Source organism: Microbulbifer sp. GL-2, assembly GCF_007183175.1.
Taxonomy (GTDB): Bacteria; Pseudomonadota; Gammaproteobacteria; order Pseudomonadales; family Cellvibrionaceae; genus Microbulbifer.
Map to the genome: position 1 here is coordinate 843,259 of NZ_AP019807.1, position 19,634 is coordinate 862,892.

Sequence of the window (19,634 nt, forward strand, 5' to 3'; positions counted from 1 at the left end):
TGAGTCAGGAAAATTCAGGCGAGAACAACCCCAATCTTTATCGGACCACAAAGTTTAGTTTATGAAGAAAATACAGTGAGTGCCGCTGGAGCCTCGCGCCATTGCGCGTAGATACCAAAAATATAGATTTTTAAGAAAAGAAAAGACGTCACGTAACGTGGGAGGGAAAATGGCGCCAATCACAGCTGGCGCCGTAGATACTTAACGGTTAACGGAATACTGCCTTATCGCCTTCAACATCAGCATGAATCGTGGTACCAGGTGCAAACTTACCAGCCAACACATCTTGCGCCAGGGGATTTTCCAGCCACATCTGGATAGCGCGTTTGAGAGGGCGCGCGCCGTAAACGGGATCAAAACCTACTTCCGCCAACTTATCCAGTAGTGCCTCGGATACCTCCAATTTCAAGTCACGTTCAGTGAGGCGACGACACAATTGCTTTAGCTGAATTTCCGCAATGGAGCGCACTTCCGCCCTATCCAGCGGGTGGAATACCACAACCTCGTCAATACGGTTAATGAATTCTGGGCGAAAATGGTTGCCCACCACTTCCATTACTGCATTTTTCATCTGACGGTAGCGAATCTCAGCATCCAGGTCATCGCTATTTTCATTTGTAGCAAATTTCTGGATTAAATCAGACCCCAGATTGGAGGTCATCACCACCACGGTATTACGGAAGTCCACAGTACGGCCCTGGCCGTCGGTCAGCCGGCCATCATCGAGAACCTGCAGCAGGATATTAAACACATCTGGATGCGCTTTCTCCACTTCATCGAGTAATACCACCGAGTAGGGTTTACGTCGCACAGCTTCGGTTAAGTAACCACCCTCTTCATATCCCACATAACCGGGAGGTGCGCCGATCAGACGCGCGACGGAGTGTTTCTCCATAAACTCCGACATGTCGATACGCACCATGGCATCCTCGGTATCAAAGAGGAATTGTGCCAGAGCTTTGCAGAGTTCGGTCTTGCCCACCCCGGTTGGCCCCAGAAACAGAAAGGAACCATTCGGGCGATTGGGGTCTGCCAGGCCCGCGCGGGAACGGCGCACGGCGTTAGCAACAGCATCTACAGCCTCACCCTGGCCAATAACACGCTTGTGCAGCTCTTCTTCCATACGCAACAGTTTTTCCCGCTCACCCTCCAGCATTTTCGAAACTGGAATGCCAGTCCAGCGGGATACCACTTCAGCCACTTCCTCATCGGTAACCCGGTTACGCAAAAGACGCGGCTCTTCCGTTGCCTCATGCGTAGCAGCAGACTTCAGTTGCTGATCAAGTTGCGGAATCACCCCGTATTGTAATTCCGACATACGCGTCAGATCACCAGCACGCCTTGCGGATTCCATATCTAATTTGGCCTGCTCCAACTTTTCCTTTAGGTCGTGGCTGCCGGCAAGCTGGGCTTTTTCCGCTTTCCACACCTCCTCCAAGTCGGAATATTCCTTTTCCAACTGTAAAATTTCCTCTTCCAGTTTGGCTAAGCGCTTTTTAGTAGCTTCATCACCCTTATCTTTTTTAACGGCTTCGCGTTCGATTTTCAGCTGTATTAGGCGACGCTCCAATTTATCCATCGCCTCTGGCTTGGAATCAATTTCCATGCGAATACGGCTGGCAGCCTCGTCAATCAGATCAATCGCTTTATCTGGTAACTGGCGGTCTGTAATATAGCGCTGTGATAATTTGGTCGCGGCTATAATTGCAGAGTCAGTAATATCGACACCATGGTGTACTTCGTATCGCTCTTTCAAGCCGCGCAGGATAGCAATGGTATCTTCCTCGGTGGGCTCATCCACTAAAACTTTTTGAAAGCGGCGCTCCAAAGCTGCGTCTTTTTCAATATACTTGCGATATTCATCCAGTGTGGTGGCGCCGACACAGTGCAATTCCCCACGCGCCAGTGCCGGTTTAAGCATATTGCCGGCATCCATTGCGCCCTCCGCTTTACCGGCCCCCACCATAGTGTGCAGTTCGTCAACAAATAAAATTATGCGCCCTTCTTGTTTGGACAACTCATTCAGAACCGCCTTTAGACGCTCTTCAAACTCTCCCCGGAACTTGGCTCCGGCAAGTAGCGCGCCCAGATCCAGGGAGAGTAGACGCTTGTCTTTTAAACCCTCCGGCACCTCGCCATTAACAATACGCTGTGCAAGTCCTTCCACAATTGCGGTTTTACCCACTCCCGGCTCACCAATCAGCACCGGGTTATTCTTGGTGCGGCGTTGTAAAACCTGGATGGTGCGACGAATTTCATCATCTCGCCCAATCACTGGATCAAGTTTTCCCGCCAGGGCACGCTCGGTGAGATCGAGGGTGTATTTATCTAGCGCCTGGCGCGCCTCCTCCGCATTGGGATCATCCACCTTTTCGTCGCCACGCACTTTTTGAATTGCCGCCTCTAGTTGTTTCAGGTCGCCATTGGCATTGAGGATTTTGGAAATTTCCCCCGCAGAGGAATCGAAAGCTGCAAGTAAAACTGTCTCACTGGAAATAAAGGTATCGCCATTTTGCTGGGCCTTTTTATCAGTGAGATTCATCAGGCGCATCAGCTCTTGGGACATGCCTACATCCCCGGTGGGAGCACTGATGGTTGGCAGGTTATCCAGCTTTTTAGCCAGGTCATTGCGCAAGCCGCTTAAGTTGAAACCTGCCTGGGACAGAAATGCCGGTACACTACCGTTGTTCTGATTGAGTAGGGCAAGAATTAAATGCTCCGGGTAAATCTGGTTGTGGTCCCGTCCTACTGCCATGGATTGTGCATCGGCAAAAGCTGCCTGCAGCGGGTTTGTCATCCGGTCTATTCGCATGAATACAACCTCTCCTACTCAGGAATCTTATAAGTCACTGCATCAATAGCACCCGGCTGGCGCCACGCATTCAGTGTAGTGTTGGCTATTAAAATAGGGGCAGAGGAAAGGTTTTCAATGATTTAAATCAAACAGCAAGAAATTCTGATTAATTTCACATGCGCAATTAATAAATTCTGCTTTTTCATGCAAATTTAAGCTGACGCTCCTTGAATGAAGTCAGAAGCGCCTCAATATTATCCAGTCGGACATTGCTTTGAACTCAAAGCATTAATCTTCCGCCAGCCAGATTAGAGAAGCCATGCGCCCAGTGGTTTTCTCCCTGCGGTAGGAATAAAAGGATTCGGGCTCCTGCACTGTGCAATGCTCACCACCATAAACATCCTCGACACCGAGCCCGGTGAGCTCAGCCCGAGCCAGGCCGTAAATATCCGCAAGGAAATGCAGCGGTTTTCGCGAGTGGGGCCGAAAACAGTGGGCAATTGCCTCGGTGTGTCCGCCACTCTGGGCATTCTCAAAAAAAGCCTCCAGGACATCCACTCCCGTCTCAAAAGCCTCGGGGCCGATAGCTGGCCCCAACCACACCATGAGTTCGGCAGGATCGCAATCAAGAGCTGTCACTGTGTTGCGCAAAATGCCCCCAGCCAATCCACGCCAGCCCGCATGGGCCGCTGCCACCCTGGTCCCAGCTTTGTCACAAATAAGCACGGGCAGGCAGTCCGCAGTCAATACCGCACAAACAGCCCCACTAGTGAGGCTAAAGCTGGCATCGGCGGTGCGTACAAGTCCACCGCCGTGAGCCTCGACTACTTTGTCACTGTGAATCTGCTCAAGCCACTGCGGCTCGCCTGGCAAGTTCAATTGCTCAAGTAGCTGACTGCGATTAGCCGAGACCGCTTGTTCGCTATCACCAACATGAGCAGCGAGATTGAAGGAGGCGAAAGCCCCAGAACTGTGCCCACCAGTACGCAAGGTCGTATATGCACGCACCTTGGTAGATGCCGGCCATGCTGGGGTCAAGTAGTGATCGCTGGACATGGTATATATGCTCTGCCAGGGCAATGCGAGCCGGACCAATAGGCCCCGGCTTTTTACAAAAGAGGTTTTGAGTTGCTATCCATCTACTAGCTACTACTTTTGAGTAGATTGAGTAGGGCCAGCATATCTGCAGGCATAGATGCACGCCAGTGCATTTCTTCACCACTCTGCGGATGAATAAGGGCGAGCTCTGCTGCATGCAGGGCCTGCCGAGAGAAGCCCTGCAGGGCATCAATTAACTCTGAAGAGGCATCTGGTGGCAACTTAGGTCTGCCTCCATAGACAGGGTCGCCCACCAATGGATGGCGAATATGGGCCATATGCACCCGGATCTGGTGTGTTCGACCAGTTTCCAGCTTGCAGCGTAACAAAGTGTGAGCCCGGAAGCGTTGCTGCACCTGATAATGCGTAATGGCCTCCTTGCCGCCAAAGTCCAGTACGGCCATTTTCAGCCGGTTCTGCCGGTGACGCCCTATAGCGGCATCGACTTTCCCGGCACCGGTGACACTACCCTGGACCAGGGCATCATATTGGCGACTGACCGTTCTCTGTTTTAACTGGTCTACTAAATGGGCCTGAGCCGTCAGGGTCTTGGCCACAACCATCAGGCCACTGGTGTCTTTATCCAAACGGTGCACAATTCCCGCACGGGGAATTTTCTCCTGGGAGGGGCAGTGGTGCAGCAGGCCATTTAGCAAAGTGCCATCGGGATTGCCGGCGGCTGGATGAACCACCAGTCCGGCGGGTTTGTTAATAACCAGGAGACTGTCATCTTCGTAGACAATTTCCAGATCCATGGGCTCGGCACCCCAGGCGCCCTGGGCCTCTAGCTCTGCACGAAGACTCAGCCGCTCACCGCCAAATAGCTTATCCTTGGGCTTGGCAGGGGCACCATTAAGGGTAAGTTGGCCGCCTTTAATCCAGGATTGCAAACGCGCCCGTGAGTAACCGGGAATTAATTCGGCCGCAGCCTGGTCTAATCTTCGACCAGCCATATTGGCTGGCACTTCAATATCGAGGTTTAGGTGGTCATTCATTAAACAATTGCAAATACTTTGGGCAGCACCGCGACTGTGGTTAAATGTCGGACGCGCCAGATTAATCTTGGCGGATAGTTTAATAAGGTAGAGTGTAAGAATGATAGAGCGAAGGGCTATGCAGACTTGGAAAATGCTGTGGCTGGCCTTGGCTTCCGTAATATTGGTTGCCTGCGCCAGCACTGACGATTCAGAAGAGGGCTTGCCCACCGGCAACCGCACCGAACAGGCGTTCTATGAGGCAGCACAGCGGCAGTTGCGCACCAGCCAATGGGACATGGCGATCAAGAACCTGCGCGCCCTGGAGGATAACTTCCCCTTCGGCAACTACGCTGAACAAGCCCAGCTGGAACTGATCTACGCCTATTATCGCAATTACGAGAACGATGCGGCCATCGCTGCTGCGGATCGCTTTATCCGCTTGCACCCCCAGCACCGCAATGTCGATTACGCCTACTACATGAAGGGGCTGTCCTCCTTCACCGAGGGTACCGGCCTGTTCGAGCGCTTTATGCCGACAGACCTGACCAACCGCGATCCCGGCTCTGCACGTGAATCCTTCGCTTACTTCTCCCAGCTGATGGCCCGTTACCCCGAGAGCCGCTATGCCGCAGATGCGCAGAAACGTATGATTCACCTGCGCAACCTGTTGGCGCGCTATGAGATTCACGTGGCCAACTACTACTTCAAGCGCGGAGCCTTCCTCGCTGCCGCCAACCGCGGCCGTTATGTGGTAGAGAACTTCCAGCAAACTCCTGCGGTACCCGATGCACTTGCGGTCATGGTACAGGGCTACAACCTGATGGAGATGCCGGAACTGGAGGCTAATGCCCTGAGCGTTATGCGCAACAACTACCCAGATCACCCTGCCTTCCATGAGGACGGCACTTTTAACTACGATTACTACAAGGGTGCCAGCGGCCGCAGCCTGGTACATCGTGTGACCTTGGGCCTGTTTGAAAAATCCGACCCTGATGGTTTCGACAGTCGCGAACTGTACAATCCCGAATACAATCGCGGTGAAGCTCCCCTGCCCCCAGAGTTGTTATAAGCTGGTCTTCACAACGAAAAACGGCGCCAATTGGCGCCGTTTTTCGTTGTGAACTAACCTATTCTCCAGCCTTCCAACCATTGGTAATCGGGTAGCGACGATCACGCCCGAAGCCTCTCTCAGAAATCCTCACACCCACAGCTGCCTGTCGGCGTTTGTACTCATTGCGCGCTACCAGGCGCACAACACGCTCGACCTGATCCCGCTCAAAACCACGCCGGATAATTTCCTCGGCACTAACGTCACGATCGACATACAAATTCAGGATCTCATCCAGAACCTCGTAAGGTGGCAGACTGTCCGAGTCTATTTGGTCTGGTGCCAATTCAGCACTGGGTGGACGGGTGATCACCGTCTCAGGAATCACCTCTGAGACTGTATTTCGATAGCGGGATAACTCAAACACCAGCACCTTGGGTACGTCCTTAAGGGCATTAAAGCCCCCAACCATATCGCCGTAAAGCGTCGCGTACCCCACCGCCATTTCACTTTTGTTGCCAGTGGTCAACACCATCGCACCTTTCTTATTGGAAATGGCCATCAACAGCACACCGCGGGAACGGGCCTGCAGGTTTTCCTCCGTAGTATCCCTTTCACTGCCGGCAAACTCTTCTGATAAAGCACCCATAAAGGCGTCAAAGATAGGTTCAATGCCGATTTCCCGGTAGTGAACGCCGAGACGTTGGGCCTGATCAGCTGCATCATTTTTACTGAGGTCAGAGGTATAGTGGAATGGCATCATAACCGCTTCCACACGCTCTTTACCCAGCGCATCCACCGCAACCGCCAAAGTCAGAGCTGAATCAATCCCCCCCGAGAGCCCCAGCACCACACCATTGAATCCATTTTTATTAACATAGTCGCGCACTCCAAGAACCAAGGCCTGGTAAACTGCCGCCAGATCTTCCAGTGGCGGAGCATTATTTCCGGATAACAGTGTGACCCTGCCGCTTTGCAGGGAGACCGATACCGCCAGCAACTGCTCTGCAAACTCTTCAGCTCTCGCGCAAACCCGCCCCCGACTGTCCACAACCAATGAGCCGCCATCAAATACCAATTCATCCTGGCCGCCGCACCAGTTCACATAAGCTATTGGGATCCCAGCCTCACGTGCCTGCTTCGAAAGCAGTTCTAAGCGTTGTTGCGCCTTGCCTCGGTGAAAGGGGGATGCGTTGATATTCAGCATTATTTTTGCGCCAGCTTCTACAGCATCCTGAATCGGCTGGGGGTGCCAAATATCTTCACAAATGCTGATTCCGACGGAGATACCCTTTATTTCAACCACGCAGGGCTTACTGCCCTTGGTAAAATAACGTTTCTCATCAAACACCTGATAGTTTGGCAGCTTTTGCTTAGCATATTCAGCAACTAATTCGCCACCATTAACCAGACCAGCCATATTGAATATCTTCCCATCCCGGTATCGTGGGTAGCCCACCAGGATGGCACAGGGCAATTGTGCCGCTTTCAACGCCTCCAGCGCCGCCTCAATACGTATCTGCATACTGGGCCGCAGGAGCAGATCCTCCGGTGAATAGCCGCACAAAGTCAGCTCCGGGAATAAGACCAGGTCAGCCCCCAGCTCTCGATAAGCCTTTCGCGCCACCTCGATAACACTTGCGGTGTTGCCGGGAATATCCCCTACGAGAGAATTGATTTGTGCCAGCACTAGCTGCAAAGTAGACATTATTAAACCTCGGACAAGACAGGCCGCCATTGTAACCTCTGTAGTGGAGCAACAGCAGCGGCTCACCACAACAACAATACCGGGAAACCACTTTGAGCAATCCCTCCTCAATTCGTAATACAGCATCTCTCCAACACCATGAATTATTGCGTATTTGTGCAATTTATCGCTTGGCCATTGCACTGGTTCTACTGGGGGTTTTCTATTCCGATATTGGTGCCGGTGCCCTGGGCGGTCATCTGCCAGCACTATTTCTCTATACGGTGTTGGTCTACACCATTCTCAACTTCAGCTGGTTAGTTTTCTTACGGCAAAAAGCCTATCAGGTAGGTACCGGGCAGATTGGGCTCATCCTTGGCTGCGATATCCTTGTATTTTTATTACTTATCGAGGCCAGCGGCGGCCTGAACTCTGGCCTTGGCTATCTGCTCCTAGTCAACTGTTCTATTGGTTCTATTCTCCTCGACAGGCGCATGAGCGCTTTCTTCGCCGCCATCGCTAGTCTCGGGGTAATTGGCCTGCAACTTTACAACCTGATATCTGGGCAGGGCACCTCTCAGGATATTGTCGCTGCAGGAGGCCTCGGCTTACTGCTTTTCGCCACTGTCAGTGCACTCCAGTACCTATCCGCCCGTATTCGCAGTGCAAATATGCGCGCCGACCAGCAAAGCCGACAAGCCGCTCACCTACAAAGGCTGGCACAGCAGATTATTGAACGCATGGGCACAGGGGTAATTGTAATGGGGCCAAGCAGTCAGCCTGAGCTTATCAATCGAGCTGCCCGACAACTTCTAGGGTACGATTTGCACTCCGAGGGCGAGCAAAGTGACTCTTTACGTCACGCCATCCGGGCATGGCGCAATAATAGTAATTCCAGCAGCAGACCCCTCCAATCTGAAACCGGCAGTGAGCTGCAACTCAATTTTACCAACCTCCAGCATGAGAATGGCTGTAGTACCCTGGTATTTGTCGAAGACAATCGCAAACTGGCCGAGGCTGCACAAAAATTAAAGCTCGCTTCTCTCGGACATCTCACCGCTTCTATCGCCCACGAAGTGCGCAATCCTCTCTCTGCCATCAGTCATGCAGCCCAACTGTTGTCGGAATCTCCGCAACTACGCGAAGAAGATCACCACCTGACCGACATCATCTGCCGGCAGAGCCAGCGGGTAAATCAGATCATCGAAAATGTTATGCAGCTTTCACGCCGCAAAGTAGGAGATCCACAAGAACATAACTTGACAGACTGGCTGCAACAATTCATTCAGGATTTCAATACCGGTACCAACAGTGGCGACCAGGTACAACTGGAGCTCCCCAAGCAACCCATCTCAGCCCAGTTTGATACCGCACAACTGACCCAAGTGATGACCAACCTCACAGACAACGCCCTGCACCACTCCCAGATTGCCACCGGCAAACGACTAGCCGTCATTAGTGCCTATTACAATCGCGAACGCGCCTGTACCCAAGTGGATGTTAAGGATAGTGGTCCAGGTGTACCCGAAGCCCACAAATCAAAGGTTTTCGAACCATTTTTCACCACTAGTAGCAGCGGCAGTGGACTAGGACTCTATATCGCCAGGGAACTGTGTGAAACAAATAAGGCAAGCCTTTACCACTGCCGCAGCGTTGACGACAAAAGTTGCTTCAGGGTTGAATTTGTTCACTAAACTAGTGTGACTTGATCTTGCTCAGGAATTTTTCCCAAAATACAGGCAATTATTCGTAAAGAATTTCTGACATAATCAGAAGTGGCACCGTTGCCTCTAATATCAACAAAACAAGAATAGACAGGGAATTGATGCTACCTCTGGCCCTGGTTGTCGACGACGAACCGGATATTTGCAAGCTACTCACCCTCACGCTGCAGCGCATGGATGTGGACTGCCATACCGCAGCCAATCTCGCAGAAGCAAAGAGGCTACTCACACAAAATCGCTATGATTTTTGCCTTACAGACCTGCGTCTCCCTGATGGGGATGGTCTCCAGCTGGTTGAGCATATTCAGTCCGGTATACACCGGGAATTACCCATAGCCGTTATCACCGCGCACGGTAATATGGATACTGCAATCAAAGCACTGAAACTTGGTGCCTTTGACTTCGTCAGTAAACCCGTTGACCTTGAGCGACTGCGTAACCTTGCCCAACTCGCCCTGCGCCTAAATCAAGATCAGGAAGGAGATAGTAATCAAAGTAGCGTCAGCAAGCACTTGCTTTTGGGTGAGGCCGATAATATGCGTAGGCTACGAGAGCAAATCGCTAAAGTGGCACGCAGTGATGCACCAGTCTATATCAGTGGGGAATCTGGTTCCGGTAAAGAGCTGGCTGCTCGTGCAATTCATGCACAAGGGGCTCGGGCAGATAAGCCGTTTGTACCTGTTAACTGTGGCGCCATACCAAATGAACTAATGGAAAGCGAGTTTTTTGGTCACAAAAAAGGCAGTTTCACTGGAGCCCATAAAGATAAATTAGGCCTTTTGCAAAGTGCTCAAGGTGGTACTTTGTTTTTAGATGAGGTTGCAGACCTGCCACTTGAAATGCAGGTCAAACTACTCCGCGCGATACAGGAGAAGCGCATTCGACCTATTGGAGCAAGCCAGGAAACTCCTATTGATGTGCGTATTCTCAGCGCAACTCATAAAGATCTTGGCAAAGAAGTAAGTGAGGGAAGGTTTCGCAACGATTTATACTATCGTATTAATGTAATTGAGATTTCCACACCACCACTTCGCGAGCGCATAAGTGATATTCCATTACTGATTGATGCAATTATGCAGCGTATTGCAAAAAACTCCGGGATTAACCCACCCAGAATTACGGATAAGGCTCTAGAGGCTCTGCAGAGCTATTCTTTTCCTGGCAATGTGCGCCAGTTGGAAAACATTCTTGAGCGAGCCTTCACCCTATGTGAACGACAAGAAATTCTCTGTGATGACCTTTTCCTAGAACGTAACGAGCAACCGCATAAAATAGATGCAGCTAAAAATATTTCAGTAGCAGCCCTCCCCCAAGAACAATCTCAAGAAAACAATAGATTCGATCCCAGTCAGTACACTTCCCTGGATGAGTTTCTTCAAGATATTGAAAAAGAAGCGATTGAAAGCGCGCTAACAAAAACTCGCTGGAATCGAACTGCTGCCGCTCAGAAACTGGGCATCAGCTTCAGATCCCTGCGATACAGGTTAAAGAAATTAGGTTTGGAAACATGAAAGAACATAAACTGTTACCACACCAATAATAAGTGTGGTAACAGTAAGTCTATTTATTTTTGGTTATACAGATTTTGTAATTAACTATTTAATGTTGAATATGATCACCAGCATTCTGCCGTATTTGACCCAGTCGCGCCTCTAGTGCCAGCTTCATCTAAAGTCAAAGATAAACATTCACTATCTTTACTTTGAGTTTTTCCCGCAACCGGCAACGCCGTAAGGTCAAAGCTCGCTGCAGCTAAAACACCAGTAACTGTGTAGTAACTCTTCTCGGAATCAACACTATTCCCACCAGTAATAGAGCCAGCAACAGCGCAATCACCGCTATTGTAGGCACTGTAGGTAGTGAAGCATCGCTGTAACCGGTGAGCCACATCATTAAGTACTGCTTTTGCATCAGCTCGATTACTGCTGCGGATCATATCCATATAGGAAGGAACTGCGATCACACTGATAATTCCTACAATCAGAACAACAATCATTAGCTCCACAAGGGTAAATCCTGAATTTGATTTTTGAAAATTCACTTTCATAAGTCACCTCAACTAGCGTATCCGTCTCCAGGAGATCCTTTCAATGCTCCCTATTTTAGGGCCACCGATAGTTCCAGGTTTCCCTCCAACATCTACATATGGAGCAATGATATCTCTTCCAGCAATAATCACATCGGATAAACCGATAATTGCTTCGTCAATTTTTTTAGACCCACCAATAATTGATTCTCCGGCAAATCTAGGGTCGCCCAGTGCCACTAATTCCATAATCCAACCAGAAGCACCCGCTACACAAGGATCATCCGAAGGAACTAAAGTTGGAAAAATTAGGCGGTCATTAATTAACAAGGGTTTACTAATTACTCTTTCTCCGCTTATTACAGAAGCATTAGTATTAAAGTCCAAATACCAACCGTTCTTTGTCGACCACCAACTGGTTTCTCCATCGTTTGTAATATCCCTAGAATCACCGGTTTCAACGATACTTTTTTGCATCAAATCTGAACGATCGGTACTTGATATACTAACTCCCTTATCCACTATTCCATAAAAACTATGAATAATACTTCCAGCAGTTTGGTCTGTCTGGCTTACATACTGCCCAGTACCAAAGTACACCATAATAGCGCCATCTACTTCTGCATTAGAGCCAAGAACTGGTGTAGAGGTAATTGGTTGAATCTTTCCATTTGGATCTTTGGCGGTAAACAAGGGGACATTAGCTGAAAAAGCCAGCTGCCACTCTTTATTGGAAACATCAAACTTCCACATATTACCCAGCAAGTCCCCAGCATAAGCAGCGTGTACTACCCTACTTGAGTCTATCAACAATGAGGGGCCTGCCAATCCATTTTTCTTATCTGTATTTGTAGTAATAACCTGAATATCAGTTGGATCGGCCAAGTCAAGCACTACCAGCTTAGCCACATCATTAGTTGAATTATATCCATTGCCAAATATAACTTTCCAACCATCTGCTGTAGGAGCAATTATTGGTCGCCCAAGAATATTGCCAATATCGGGGTGAGAACCATCAATTTCAAATAATATGTCAGGGTTCTCAGGATCAGTAATATCTAAAGCAAATAACCCTTTAGCACCTGCGCCGTAGGTTCCGACAAGGACATTCATCCACTTTGGGCTACTTCCTTTATTCTTAGCAAAATAAGCATCACTAACAAATAAAGGGCCATCAACAAGATACTGATGTGGATTATCCTCAGTTCCATAATCCAATGCTGCAATATTCTTTAACTTTGAATATATAGCACTGGGGACATATGCAAACTCTTCTGATCCATCAGATGAGTCAAAGGCGTGCACCATGCCATCGTTCGAGCTGACGTAAAGAATTTCAGATCGGTCATCTTTATGATCTTCAAGGTAATCTTGATAGCTATCGCCCCCCAAACTTTCCGGCAATAAGTTAAAGTTTTGATCCTTATTATTTGCCAATACGGGGCTTGCATTTACAACATCCCCTAACAAAACAGCCCTATCACGTAGACCAGTGACATTCTCACCTCGCACCCAGTCCAGCCTCTGTTTTGCTAAATCCTCATCGTCAGTATTGATCAAGGCGGCTTTCTGGGCAGGGGTTAATTTTGACCAGATAAAATCAACAGTATCAGAGCCATCAAAAGTTATGATATCACGGTTACTCGTTGGAATTTTTCCAGCTGTTGAAGTACTCCAGAGAGCTGTGTCAGACAGTGTTCCATCACTTTCAAGCTTAATCGCCTTTATCTCACCGGTCCAACCATCAGAGTTGAAAATTGCCTGGAAAATTGCGCTATCTGTACTCAATCTTGTAGAGTTGGCAGCAACAGATGAGGCAGAAGCCTCCCTTTCCTGAATTCTAGAAAGCAGATCGGAAAGCTGGGATGCAAATACTGTCGCATTCGCTGCGTTGTAAAACCCCCCTCTGCTGTTAACCCCAGCATGGAGTAAATCATCTAGCTTCGCCGCATCACTATTATTAGGATTTGGCCATGTAATTGCAGCACCAGTTTCAATGGCCTTAAAGGCGGAGTCAGAATCAACACTACCGGTCACTCCCAGACCGACTCCAAAGGTCACCATATGTTGCCAATTTGCTGGATCAATAGGCTCATTGTCTACTTGATTATCGAGACTGGTATGTAAATCAGTTTCCCAATAATACCGGGCAATATCTGCAAGAGTATTTGAACGAGAATCCTCAAATGGGTTTCCGTCATTACCATCTACATTACCAACTGATACACTTCCATAATCGTTGCCGTAGCCATCAGTCATTAGAATGGTATAACTCGCCCTACAGGCAACTTGAGCACTGGAGTCATCACTTCCAGGTTCTCCTGCCCAAGGGCCATTCTTATCCGTTCGACTATAATAGTCACCGACACGTTTCAATGCACTTAGAAGTGGAGTGCCAGCCTGAGGAACATCTACACCATAAAGATTATCAAAAAAAGCTTCACGGTCATCTCCAGAGAAGGCGCGGACACCATTAATAATTGTTCTAGTACTAACTTGATCCACCTCTCTAGCTCCGGAGTTCAAGGTTCCAAAGCCCACTCTTATACTTTCAGTTTGAGAACTAAAAGCCTGCCCAATACCCGCACGAGACAATAGTACCCTAGACCGATAATAAGAATACCAATTAGCAAAATTCTGAATTTCTTCTTCGTAAGTACAGGTAGTTGAAGTAGCAGAGGACTGAGTGCAATCTGTACGGTCAACACCACGCTCGTAAGTTAAACCGGGTCTAATCTCTTTACGGATATAGCTTGATGCTTCAAAAACACTGCCAGTGCCATTATATTGGAAGTAAGTAGCCGGATAAAAGTATACGTCACCACTTCCGCAAGCATCTTTTTTCTTGGAGTTTTTGGCTGCAGAATCCCTTATCCAGCAACTTGCATACTGGTAATTATAAGCCGTTAAATTTCTCCAGCCTTTAGAAGTATTTGCCGGGTTATGGTAGGCTGCCTCTGGATTTGCCGCAGGCCAAAGCGAACCATCTTTCTTCGACCATGGGGCATATTGAATTTCCGGATTATAATAAGTTTTATTGTTATAGGCGGAGCGATAATAAGCTGCCCACTTATTATCAGCTTCAAACCTAGGAACCGCCTGATCATCACCCGCCCAGTAATCACAATTCTTTGTATTCCCATCTGCATATGGGCAAGGTATAAAATTTACCGATGAATTATCTGTTGCAGAATTTGGAAAAACATAGGCAACCCTATCCAGCTTGTTAAAGTAATTAGCCACTTCAGAGGGCGTAACTTCGAACTGCATTGAACCCGAGTCATCAAGAACAAACATAATGTTCGGATCAGTGCCCTGCTTTAAAAATAAAGGCTGCTGGGATAGCGTTAGGGATACAGCACTGTGGGCAACTCCAAGTGTCAGTGATGCGGCAATTACAGCAGAGAAACTTTTAATTCTTCCAGATATAAATGACATAGCTATTTTTCTCATCACCACTCAATCTTTCATAGTAGATTGCAAAATCACAACCGTATTTTCAGTACCGCCGACACCTCTACTGGTTATTCGGTAATAGTTGGCAGGGACACCTTTATCCACAGACTCAAGATCAATCGCACCACCGGTTTCACCAGTATTGCTTGCTTGAGTCGTCACCTTTTCGACAATATAAATCGGCTGACTAGCCACATTCTCCAGGTCAAGGTCAGTTTCTACCGACACAGCAGACCAACTAAAATCCAACCAGAATCCGCTATTTTTCGAGCCATCCAACTCTTCACCATACCCAACAGTATTGCCATCAAAAATAGTGCTAATACTTTTATTAAGGTCAGCCTCCAGAGCATCTTCAGCAACTCGAAGAGCAGACTCTGCGGCCTGAAACGCCAATTGGCGATCCCGCATATTGCCTGCCATAAGCTCCTGCATACCACTCCCCCGGATAGCCGCAAGGCCAATAAAAGTCATTAGCAACAGCATGACCAAGCCAACCAACAAAGTGGCTCCTCGCTCCTGCTTGAAAGTATTGATTTCTTTATACATAAGAGACCTTATTATAATCAGGGCACACGGCTTCTTATAGTTACAACACTGGTAAACACCTGCCGAAGACGACGATCCCCAGGGTTGTTTACCACCTCACCGTTAAAAGTGTAAGGCTGAGCTTCTTGCAAAACATTATCTTCAATACTAGCCACCAATAAATCTAGGCGAACACTGGTAACATTACTCCAATCAGAAAGAGAGACAATTTGATTTGCTGTTTGATAGGCATCAATAACATCATCACCGTCGTTGTCTAAACCGTAAGTGATCTGCATATCCTCAACACCTTCAAGTAATTCCTGCGGATCCTCATCATCTATTTTTCTAAATAAACTTGGTCGCCTAGAAGTACCATCGGCAATATAATAAAAGGTCGACTCAAAACCGATGACTTGAGCATCTTCACCAAAAGAATTTTGCCCATCAGTAGTTTGATCACCCCAAACTGCTGTTTTATTACCGGGCTCAAAAGAGGCGGTATCCGAGTGCTGGATTGCAATAGTTTCACTGGAGCTTCCACCAACAAAACCGGTTGCCTGGAAAATTCTCACATAGCTACAACTTGATATTACAACGATGTCACCTTCACAAAATCCACTATATTTATCTTTACCTTTATCACATCCACCGCTTTCCACCCCTGTATTTTCGACAAATACCTGAGTTGGGTCATTCATCTGCGCAACCCCAACGCCACTACCAAAAGCACTGCGAATTAAAATTGCATCGGTGTCCGCCAATACCTGATCAGGGAACCCATCAACATCTTTTGAAGAATCCTCCCCTTCTACAGCAACATCATATCTATACCCTATCAAGTGGCCGTCATTTAGGAAGTTTTCTATATCCCCGCTACCTGAATGGCGTGAAGGGTTTGCACATCCAACATAACCAGCCATTCGAATGTCTTCACTTAAAAACTCAATCGCCAAGCGCCCAGTTTCCTGAACCCGGGACATCGCATTTTGCGTGCTAAAGGTTAAGTTGCTGGACAAAAATAATTGGGTGACGCCTGCTAGAAGCACCAGACCTACGGTAATTGATACCATGAGTTCTACCAGGGATATCCCCGATTGTTTACGCATCTGCTTCCCTCTAAATTCTCGTCATATACTGAAAGTTGCTAATATCCGCATTACCACCTGTTCCAGTCGCATCATTTTCTGCCCACTGAATGATTACAGTACAAACACTACTTGTATCGCATGAAATACCGCCCGTACCTTCTGGCAGCCTGTCAGCCAGATTCTGTCGCCACTCAATCAAGTCAGATTGTGCCTGATTACCACTAGCCACTGGTGGGGCATCGTTAACGCCCAACTTATAATCATCCAACCTGCCACGGCTTGCTCTCATGCGATCTAACACATCGTAAGCAAGGATATTTGCCTGGGACCGCATATAGGCGCTATGGTTATATTGAAGCGCCCTACTCTGTAATGAGGCCAAACCCAATAACGATGTTGATAAGATCAATAGAGTCACCATCACTTCAATTAAGCCAACGCCTTCCTGTTTTTTGAATTGTTTCATGTTATTCACAACTCGCCTTCGCTATCGAAATTACTCCAGACCTTGCAACTCCAATGCTTCTAGCACTGTCACCAGTACAACCAGACACTTTTGAATTTATAGTCGTAGGGGTAAATCGACCTAAAATCCCCATTCCAGTAAAACGTAAAAAGTTAGTTGCGGCATTTTGGTTCACGTTGATAACTGCATTCCCTTCCTCAAAGCTCCAACTGCGTAATACAGTATTCACAACTGGGGCACCAGCTTTCTCCGTTGCAGCACCATCAGTAAATGCTATCCAACCATCGGACCAATTATTCGCACCTGCACAATCAGTTCCATTACTGCTGGCACAAACTGATACATTAGTACCCCTTTTAACAGCTTCACTTCGGGCGAAGTTCAACCCACTAACGAAATCTTCCGCCAATGAAACCGAGCGGTAATTATTAATCATATCTGTAAAGCTTGGCACCGCTACTGCCACCACAATCGCTAGAACCGTAATTGCGACCATCAGCTCAATTAATGTAAAGCCGCCTTGTATTGGTCTCTGACTCTTTCGGGACTGCTTAAAAGACATTTTCTTTCCGAGTTATCCTAACTGGTTAATTTACGTTTACTCATCCGCCAGACATATAGCCGCAGAAAGTAACCCAGCGTTATAGTGGCAACCTAGCACGCTTTCCCAGCCCACCTCTATTCGCAGCCGACAAACGGCCAAATCAAAAGATCTAGTGGCTTAGAAAATGAGACCCTTGTCAAAAATGTGGAGAGGAGAATGACTAAACAAGGCTTTACATTGCTTGAGCTACTGGTTGGGCTCACAGTAGTTTCGATACTGCTATTGACTGCCATGCCAAGCTTCACTCAATTCATTCAAAATACCCGTGTAGAAACCGCTACCGAGGATCTACTTAACGCGGTGCAACTAACACGCACCAATGCGATTACCAGAAACCAGAGGATAACCATGCGAAACCTAGGGCAGTGGGAGTTAGGCTGGGAAGTCTTTATAGACCTGGATAATAATGGAACCCGTAGTGATGATGAGCTTTTGCTATCGAAGAGAGGTGCCCTGGATAATATTGTTGTAATACCTAATTCACCAGTAAAGAACTACATATCGTTTATAAGCAGCGGTGAGAGTCGACGAACAGGCTCCCCTCTAGGAGCCTTTCAGGCAGGAACTTTATATATTTGCGCCACTGACATTGAAAGTGGCCAAGCCCTTATCTTATCCCGCAGCGGGCGTTTACGGATAAAAGAAGCGGAGCCTGATGACTGTCTCTGAACTAATTTCCGCCCCTTGGACAAAACGACAAATTACCGTAACTCCTTCGGCAAGGAAAAGCGAATATTCTCCTCGCGCCCATCCATTTCTTCGGGCAGATTGGCACCAAGCTGTTGCAGTCTGGTGATCACTTCTTGTACCAACACTTCCGGAGCGGAGGCGCCGGCGGTGATGCCGATGGATTGCTTGCCGGCAAGCCAATTAGCATCGATATCCGCTGCTCCATCAATCAACTTGGCAGTGGCACCACAACGTTCGGCCAGTTCACGCAGACGGTTAGAGTTGGAACTGTTGGGACTGCCGACCACCAGCACCAGATCGCTTTCCAGTGCCAGTTGCTTGACGGCGTCCTGGCGATTTTGGGTCGCGTAACAGATGTCGTCTTTGCGCGGGCCGCGAATCTTGGGAAAGCGCAGGCGCAAGGCGTCAATCACGCGTGCTGTGTCGTCCATCGAGAGCGTAGTCTGGGTAACATAAGTGAGGTTATTCTCATCCTTCACCTGTAACCTTGCTACATCTTCCTCATCTTCTACTAGGTAGATGGCCCCCCCGACCGTACTGTCGTACTGCCCCATGGTGCCCTCTACTTCCGGGTGTCCGGCATGACCAATCAATATGCACTCGGCACCATCGCTACTGAACTTGCTGACTTCAATGTGAACCTTGGTAACCAGTGGGCAGGTTGCATCGAATACACGCAGGCCGCGGTTATCCGCCTCTTTCTGTACAGCCTTGGAAACACCGTGGGCACTGAAGATAACAATTACATCATCGGGCACTTCCGATAGTTCATCTACAAAAATGGCACCGCGCTCACGCAGACTTTCCACCACAAACTTGTTGTGCACCACTTCATGGCGTACATAAATGGGTGCACCAAAGACATCCAGGGCGCGATTGACGATATCGATCGCGCGATCAACACCGGCACAGAAGCCTCGGGGGTTAGCCAGTCGGATTTGCATCTTTACTTAAACACTCTCTCGATAATCAACTCAGCGTAAAAACCGGGCCCAATTTTATTGAATAGAATCTACCGCAATAATTTTTACGTGGAAGTTGAGCGTCTGTCCCGCCAGAGGGTGGTTAAAGTCAACGGTGACTTCATCTTCCTCAATCTCGCGGATGACACCTGGCAGCTCACCACTGCCATTGTCAAAAGACACCACCAGGCCTGATTCCAGCTCAATATCCGGGGAAAAGCTATCGCGGCGCACTTTCTGCATATTCGCAGGATTGCGCTGGCCAAAACCCAACTCCGGTGGAATTTCAATTTCCGCCTCATCGCCTTCCTTGAGACCAAACAGGGCTTTTTCAAAGCCCGGCAGAAGACTGCCATCGCCAACACTAAAGGAGGCAGGGTCGCCTTTAAAAGTGGAGTCCACTTCGGTGCCGTCATCCAGCTTCAGGCTGAAATGCAGGGTTACCCGGCTGTGTTCGCCGATAACGCTATTACTCATAATTCG

Annotated in this window: 16 protein-coding genes; 4 read left to right on the forward strand and 12 right to left on the reverse strand. The window is 48.4% G+C overall.

Going from position 1 to position 19,634, the window contains the following annotated elements:
* Positions 1-208: 208 nt before the first annotated feature.
* The 3 genes from clpB to rluD all read right to left on the reverse strand — a co-directional run bounded on the left by clpB (position 209) and on the right by rluD (position 4,887).
* Positions 209-2,812, reverse strand: coding sequence for an ATP-dependent chaperone ClpB (gene clpB / locus GL2_RS03755; protein WP_143729368.1), 2,604 nt, complete (start codon positions 2,810-2,812; stop codon positions 209-211).
* A gap of 270 nt (positions 2,813-3,082) precedes the next feature.
* Positions 3,083-3,850, reverse strand: a complete 768-nt coding sequence (pgeF, locus tag GL2_RS03760) for a peptidoglycan editing factor PgeF (RefSeq protein ID WP_143729369.1) — start codon at positions 3,848-3,850, stop codon at positions 3,083-3,085.
* 86 nt (positions 3,851-3,936) lie between these two features.
* A complete protein-coding gene (gene rluD / locus GL2_RS03765; RefSeq protein ID WP_143729370.1) occupies positions 3,937-4,887 on the reverse strand; it encodes a 23S rRNA pseudouridine(1911/1915/1917) synthase RluD in 951 nt (316 codons plus the stop codon).
* Positions 4,888-4,987: 100 nt separating this feature from the next.
* Here rluD and GL2_RS03770 point away from each other — a divergent pair, with 100 nt between their 5' ends.
* Positions 4,988-5,938: an outer membrane protein assembly factor BamD gene (locus GL2_RS03770; protein ID WP_232053757.1), complete on the forward strand. Its 951-nt coding sequence runs from the start codon at positions 4,988-4,990 to the stop codon at positions 5,936-5,938.
* A gap of 58 nt (positions 5,939-5,996) precedes the next feature.
* Here the strand turns inward: GL2_RS03770 and GL2_RS03775 are convergent, their stop codons facing one another.
* Positions 5,997-7,625 carry an NAD+ synthase gene (locus tag GL2_RS03775; RefSeq protein WP_172621047.1) on the reverse strand — a complete coding sequence of 543 codons (1,629 nt, stop codon included), beginning with the start codon at positions 7,623-7,625 and terminating at the stop codon, positions 5,997-5,999.
* A gap of 92 nt (positions 7,626-7,717) precedes the next feature.
* Here GL2_RS03775 and GL2_RS03780 point away from each other — a divergent pair, with 92 nt between their 5' ends.
* Positions 7,718-9,298: an ATP-binding protein gene (locus GL2_RS03780; protein ID WP_143729372.1), complete on the forward strand. Its 1,581-nt coding sequence runs from the start codon at positions 7,718-7,720 to the stop codon at positions 9,296-9,298.
* A gap of 131 nt (positions 9,299-9,429) precedes the next feature.
* Entirely contained in the window at positions 9,430-10,839 is a 1,410-nt protein-coding gene (locus GL2_RS03785; protein ID WP_143729373.1) for a sigma-54 dependent transcriptional regulator, read from the forward strand.
* Positions 10,840-10,943: 104 nt separating this feature from the next.
* Here GL2_RS03785 and GL2_RS03790 read toward each other — a convergent pair whose 3' ends face one another.
* The 6 genes from GL2_RS03790 to GL2_RS03815 are packed head-to-tail and all read right to left on the reverse strand — an operon-like array spanning position 10,944 to position 17,457.
* On the reverse strand, positions 10,944-11,375 hold the full coding sequence (locus GL2_RS03790) for a type IV pilin protein (RefSeq protein WP_143729374.1): 432 nt from the start codon (positions 11,373-11,375) through the stop codon (positions 10,944-10,946).
* Between the two features lie 12 nt (positions 11,376-11,387).
* Positions 11,388-14,807 (reverse strand): pilus assembly protein, encoded by a 3,420-nt coding sequence (locus tag GL2_RS03795; protein ID WP_143729375.1) that lies wholly within the window; start codon positions 14,805-14,807, stop codon positions 11,388-11,390.
* A 6-nt stretch (positions 14,808-14,813) separates the two neighbouring features.
* Positions 14,814-15,359, reverse strand: coding sequence for a PilX N-terminal domain-containing pilus assembly protein (locus tag GL2_RS03800; protein WP_143729376.1), 546 nt, complete (start codon positions 15,357-15,359; stop codon positions 14,814-14,816).
* A 17-nt stretch (positions 15,360-15,376) separates the two neighbouring features.
* The gene (locus GL2_RS03805; protein WP_143729377.1) at positions 15,377-16,447 is read right to left on the reverse strand and encodes a PilW family protein; all 1,071 of its coding nucleotides are present in this window, start codon (positions 16,445-16,447) and stop codon (positions 15,377-15,379) included.
* Between the two features lie 10 nt (positions 16,448-16,457).
* Complete coding sequence (gene pilV, locus GL2_RS03810) at positions 16,458-16,895, reverse strand: type IV pilus modification protein PilV (protein WP_143729378.1); 438 nt, start codon at positions 16,893-16,895, stop codon at positions 16,458-16,460.
* Position 16,896: 1 nt separating this feature from the next.
* On the reverse strand, positions 16,897-17,457 hold the full coding sequence (locus GL2_RS03815; RefSeq protein WP_143729379.1) for a GspH/FimT family pseudopilin: 561 nt from the start codon (positions 17,455-17,457) through the stop codon (positions 16,897-16,899).
* Positions 17,458-17,655: 198 nt separating this feature from the next.
* Here GL2_RS03815 and GL2_RS03820 point away from each other — a divergent pair, with 198 nt between their 5' ends.
* On the forward strand, positions 17,656-18,168 hold the full coding sequence (locus GL2_RS03820; protein ID WP_143732781.1) for a GspH/FimT family pseudopilin: 513 nt from the start codon (positions 17,656-17,658) through the stop codon (positions 18,166-18,168).
* Positions 18,169-18,200: 32 nt separating this feature from the next.
* Here GL2_RS03820 and ispH read toward each other — a convergent pair whose 3' ends face one another.
* Together ispH and fkpB are read right to left on the reverse strand one after the other, a co-directional pair.
* Positions 18,201-19,133 carry a 4-hydroxy-3-methylbut-2-enyl diphosphate reductase gene (ispH, locus tag GL2_RS03825; protein WP_143729380.1) on the reverse strand — a complete coding sequence of 311 codons (933 nt, stop codon included), beginning with the start codon at positions 19,131-19,133 and terminating at the stop codon, positions 18,201-18,203.
* Positions 19,134-19,187: 54 nt separating this feature from the next.
* Complete coding sequence (gene fkpB / locus GL2_RS03830; protein ID WP_143729381.1) at positions 19,188-19,628, reverse strand: FKBP-type peptidyl-prolyl cis-trans isomerase; 441 nt, start codon at positions 19,626-19,628, stop codon at positions 19,188-19,190.
* Positions 19,629-19,634: the final 6 nt, after the last annotated feature.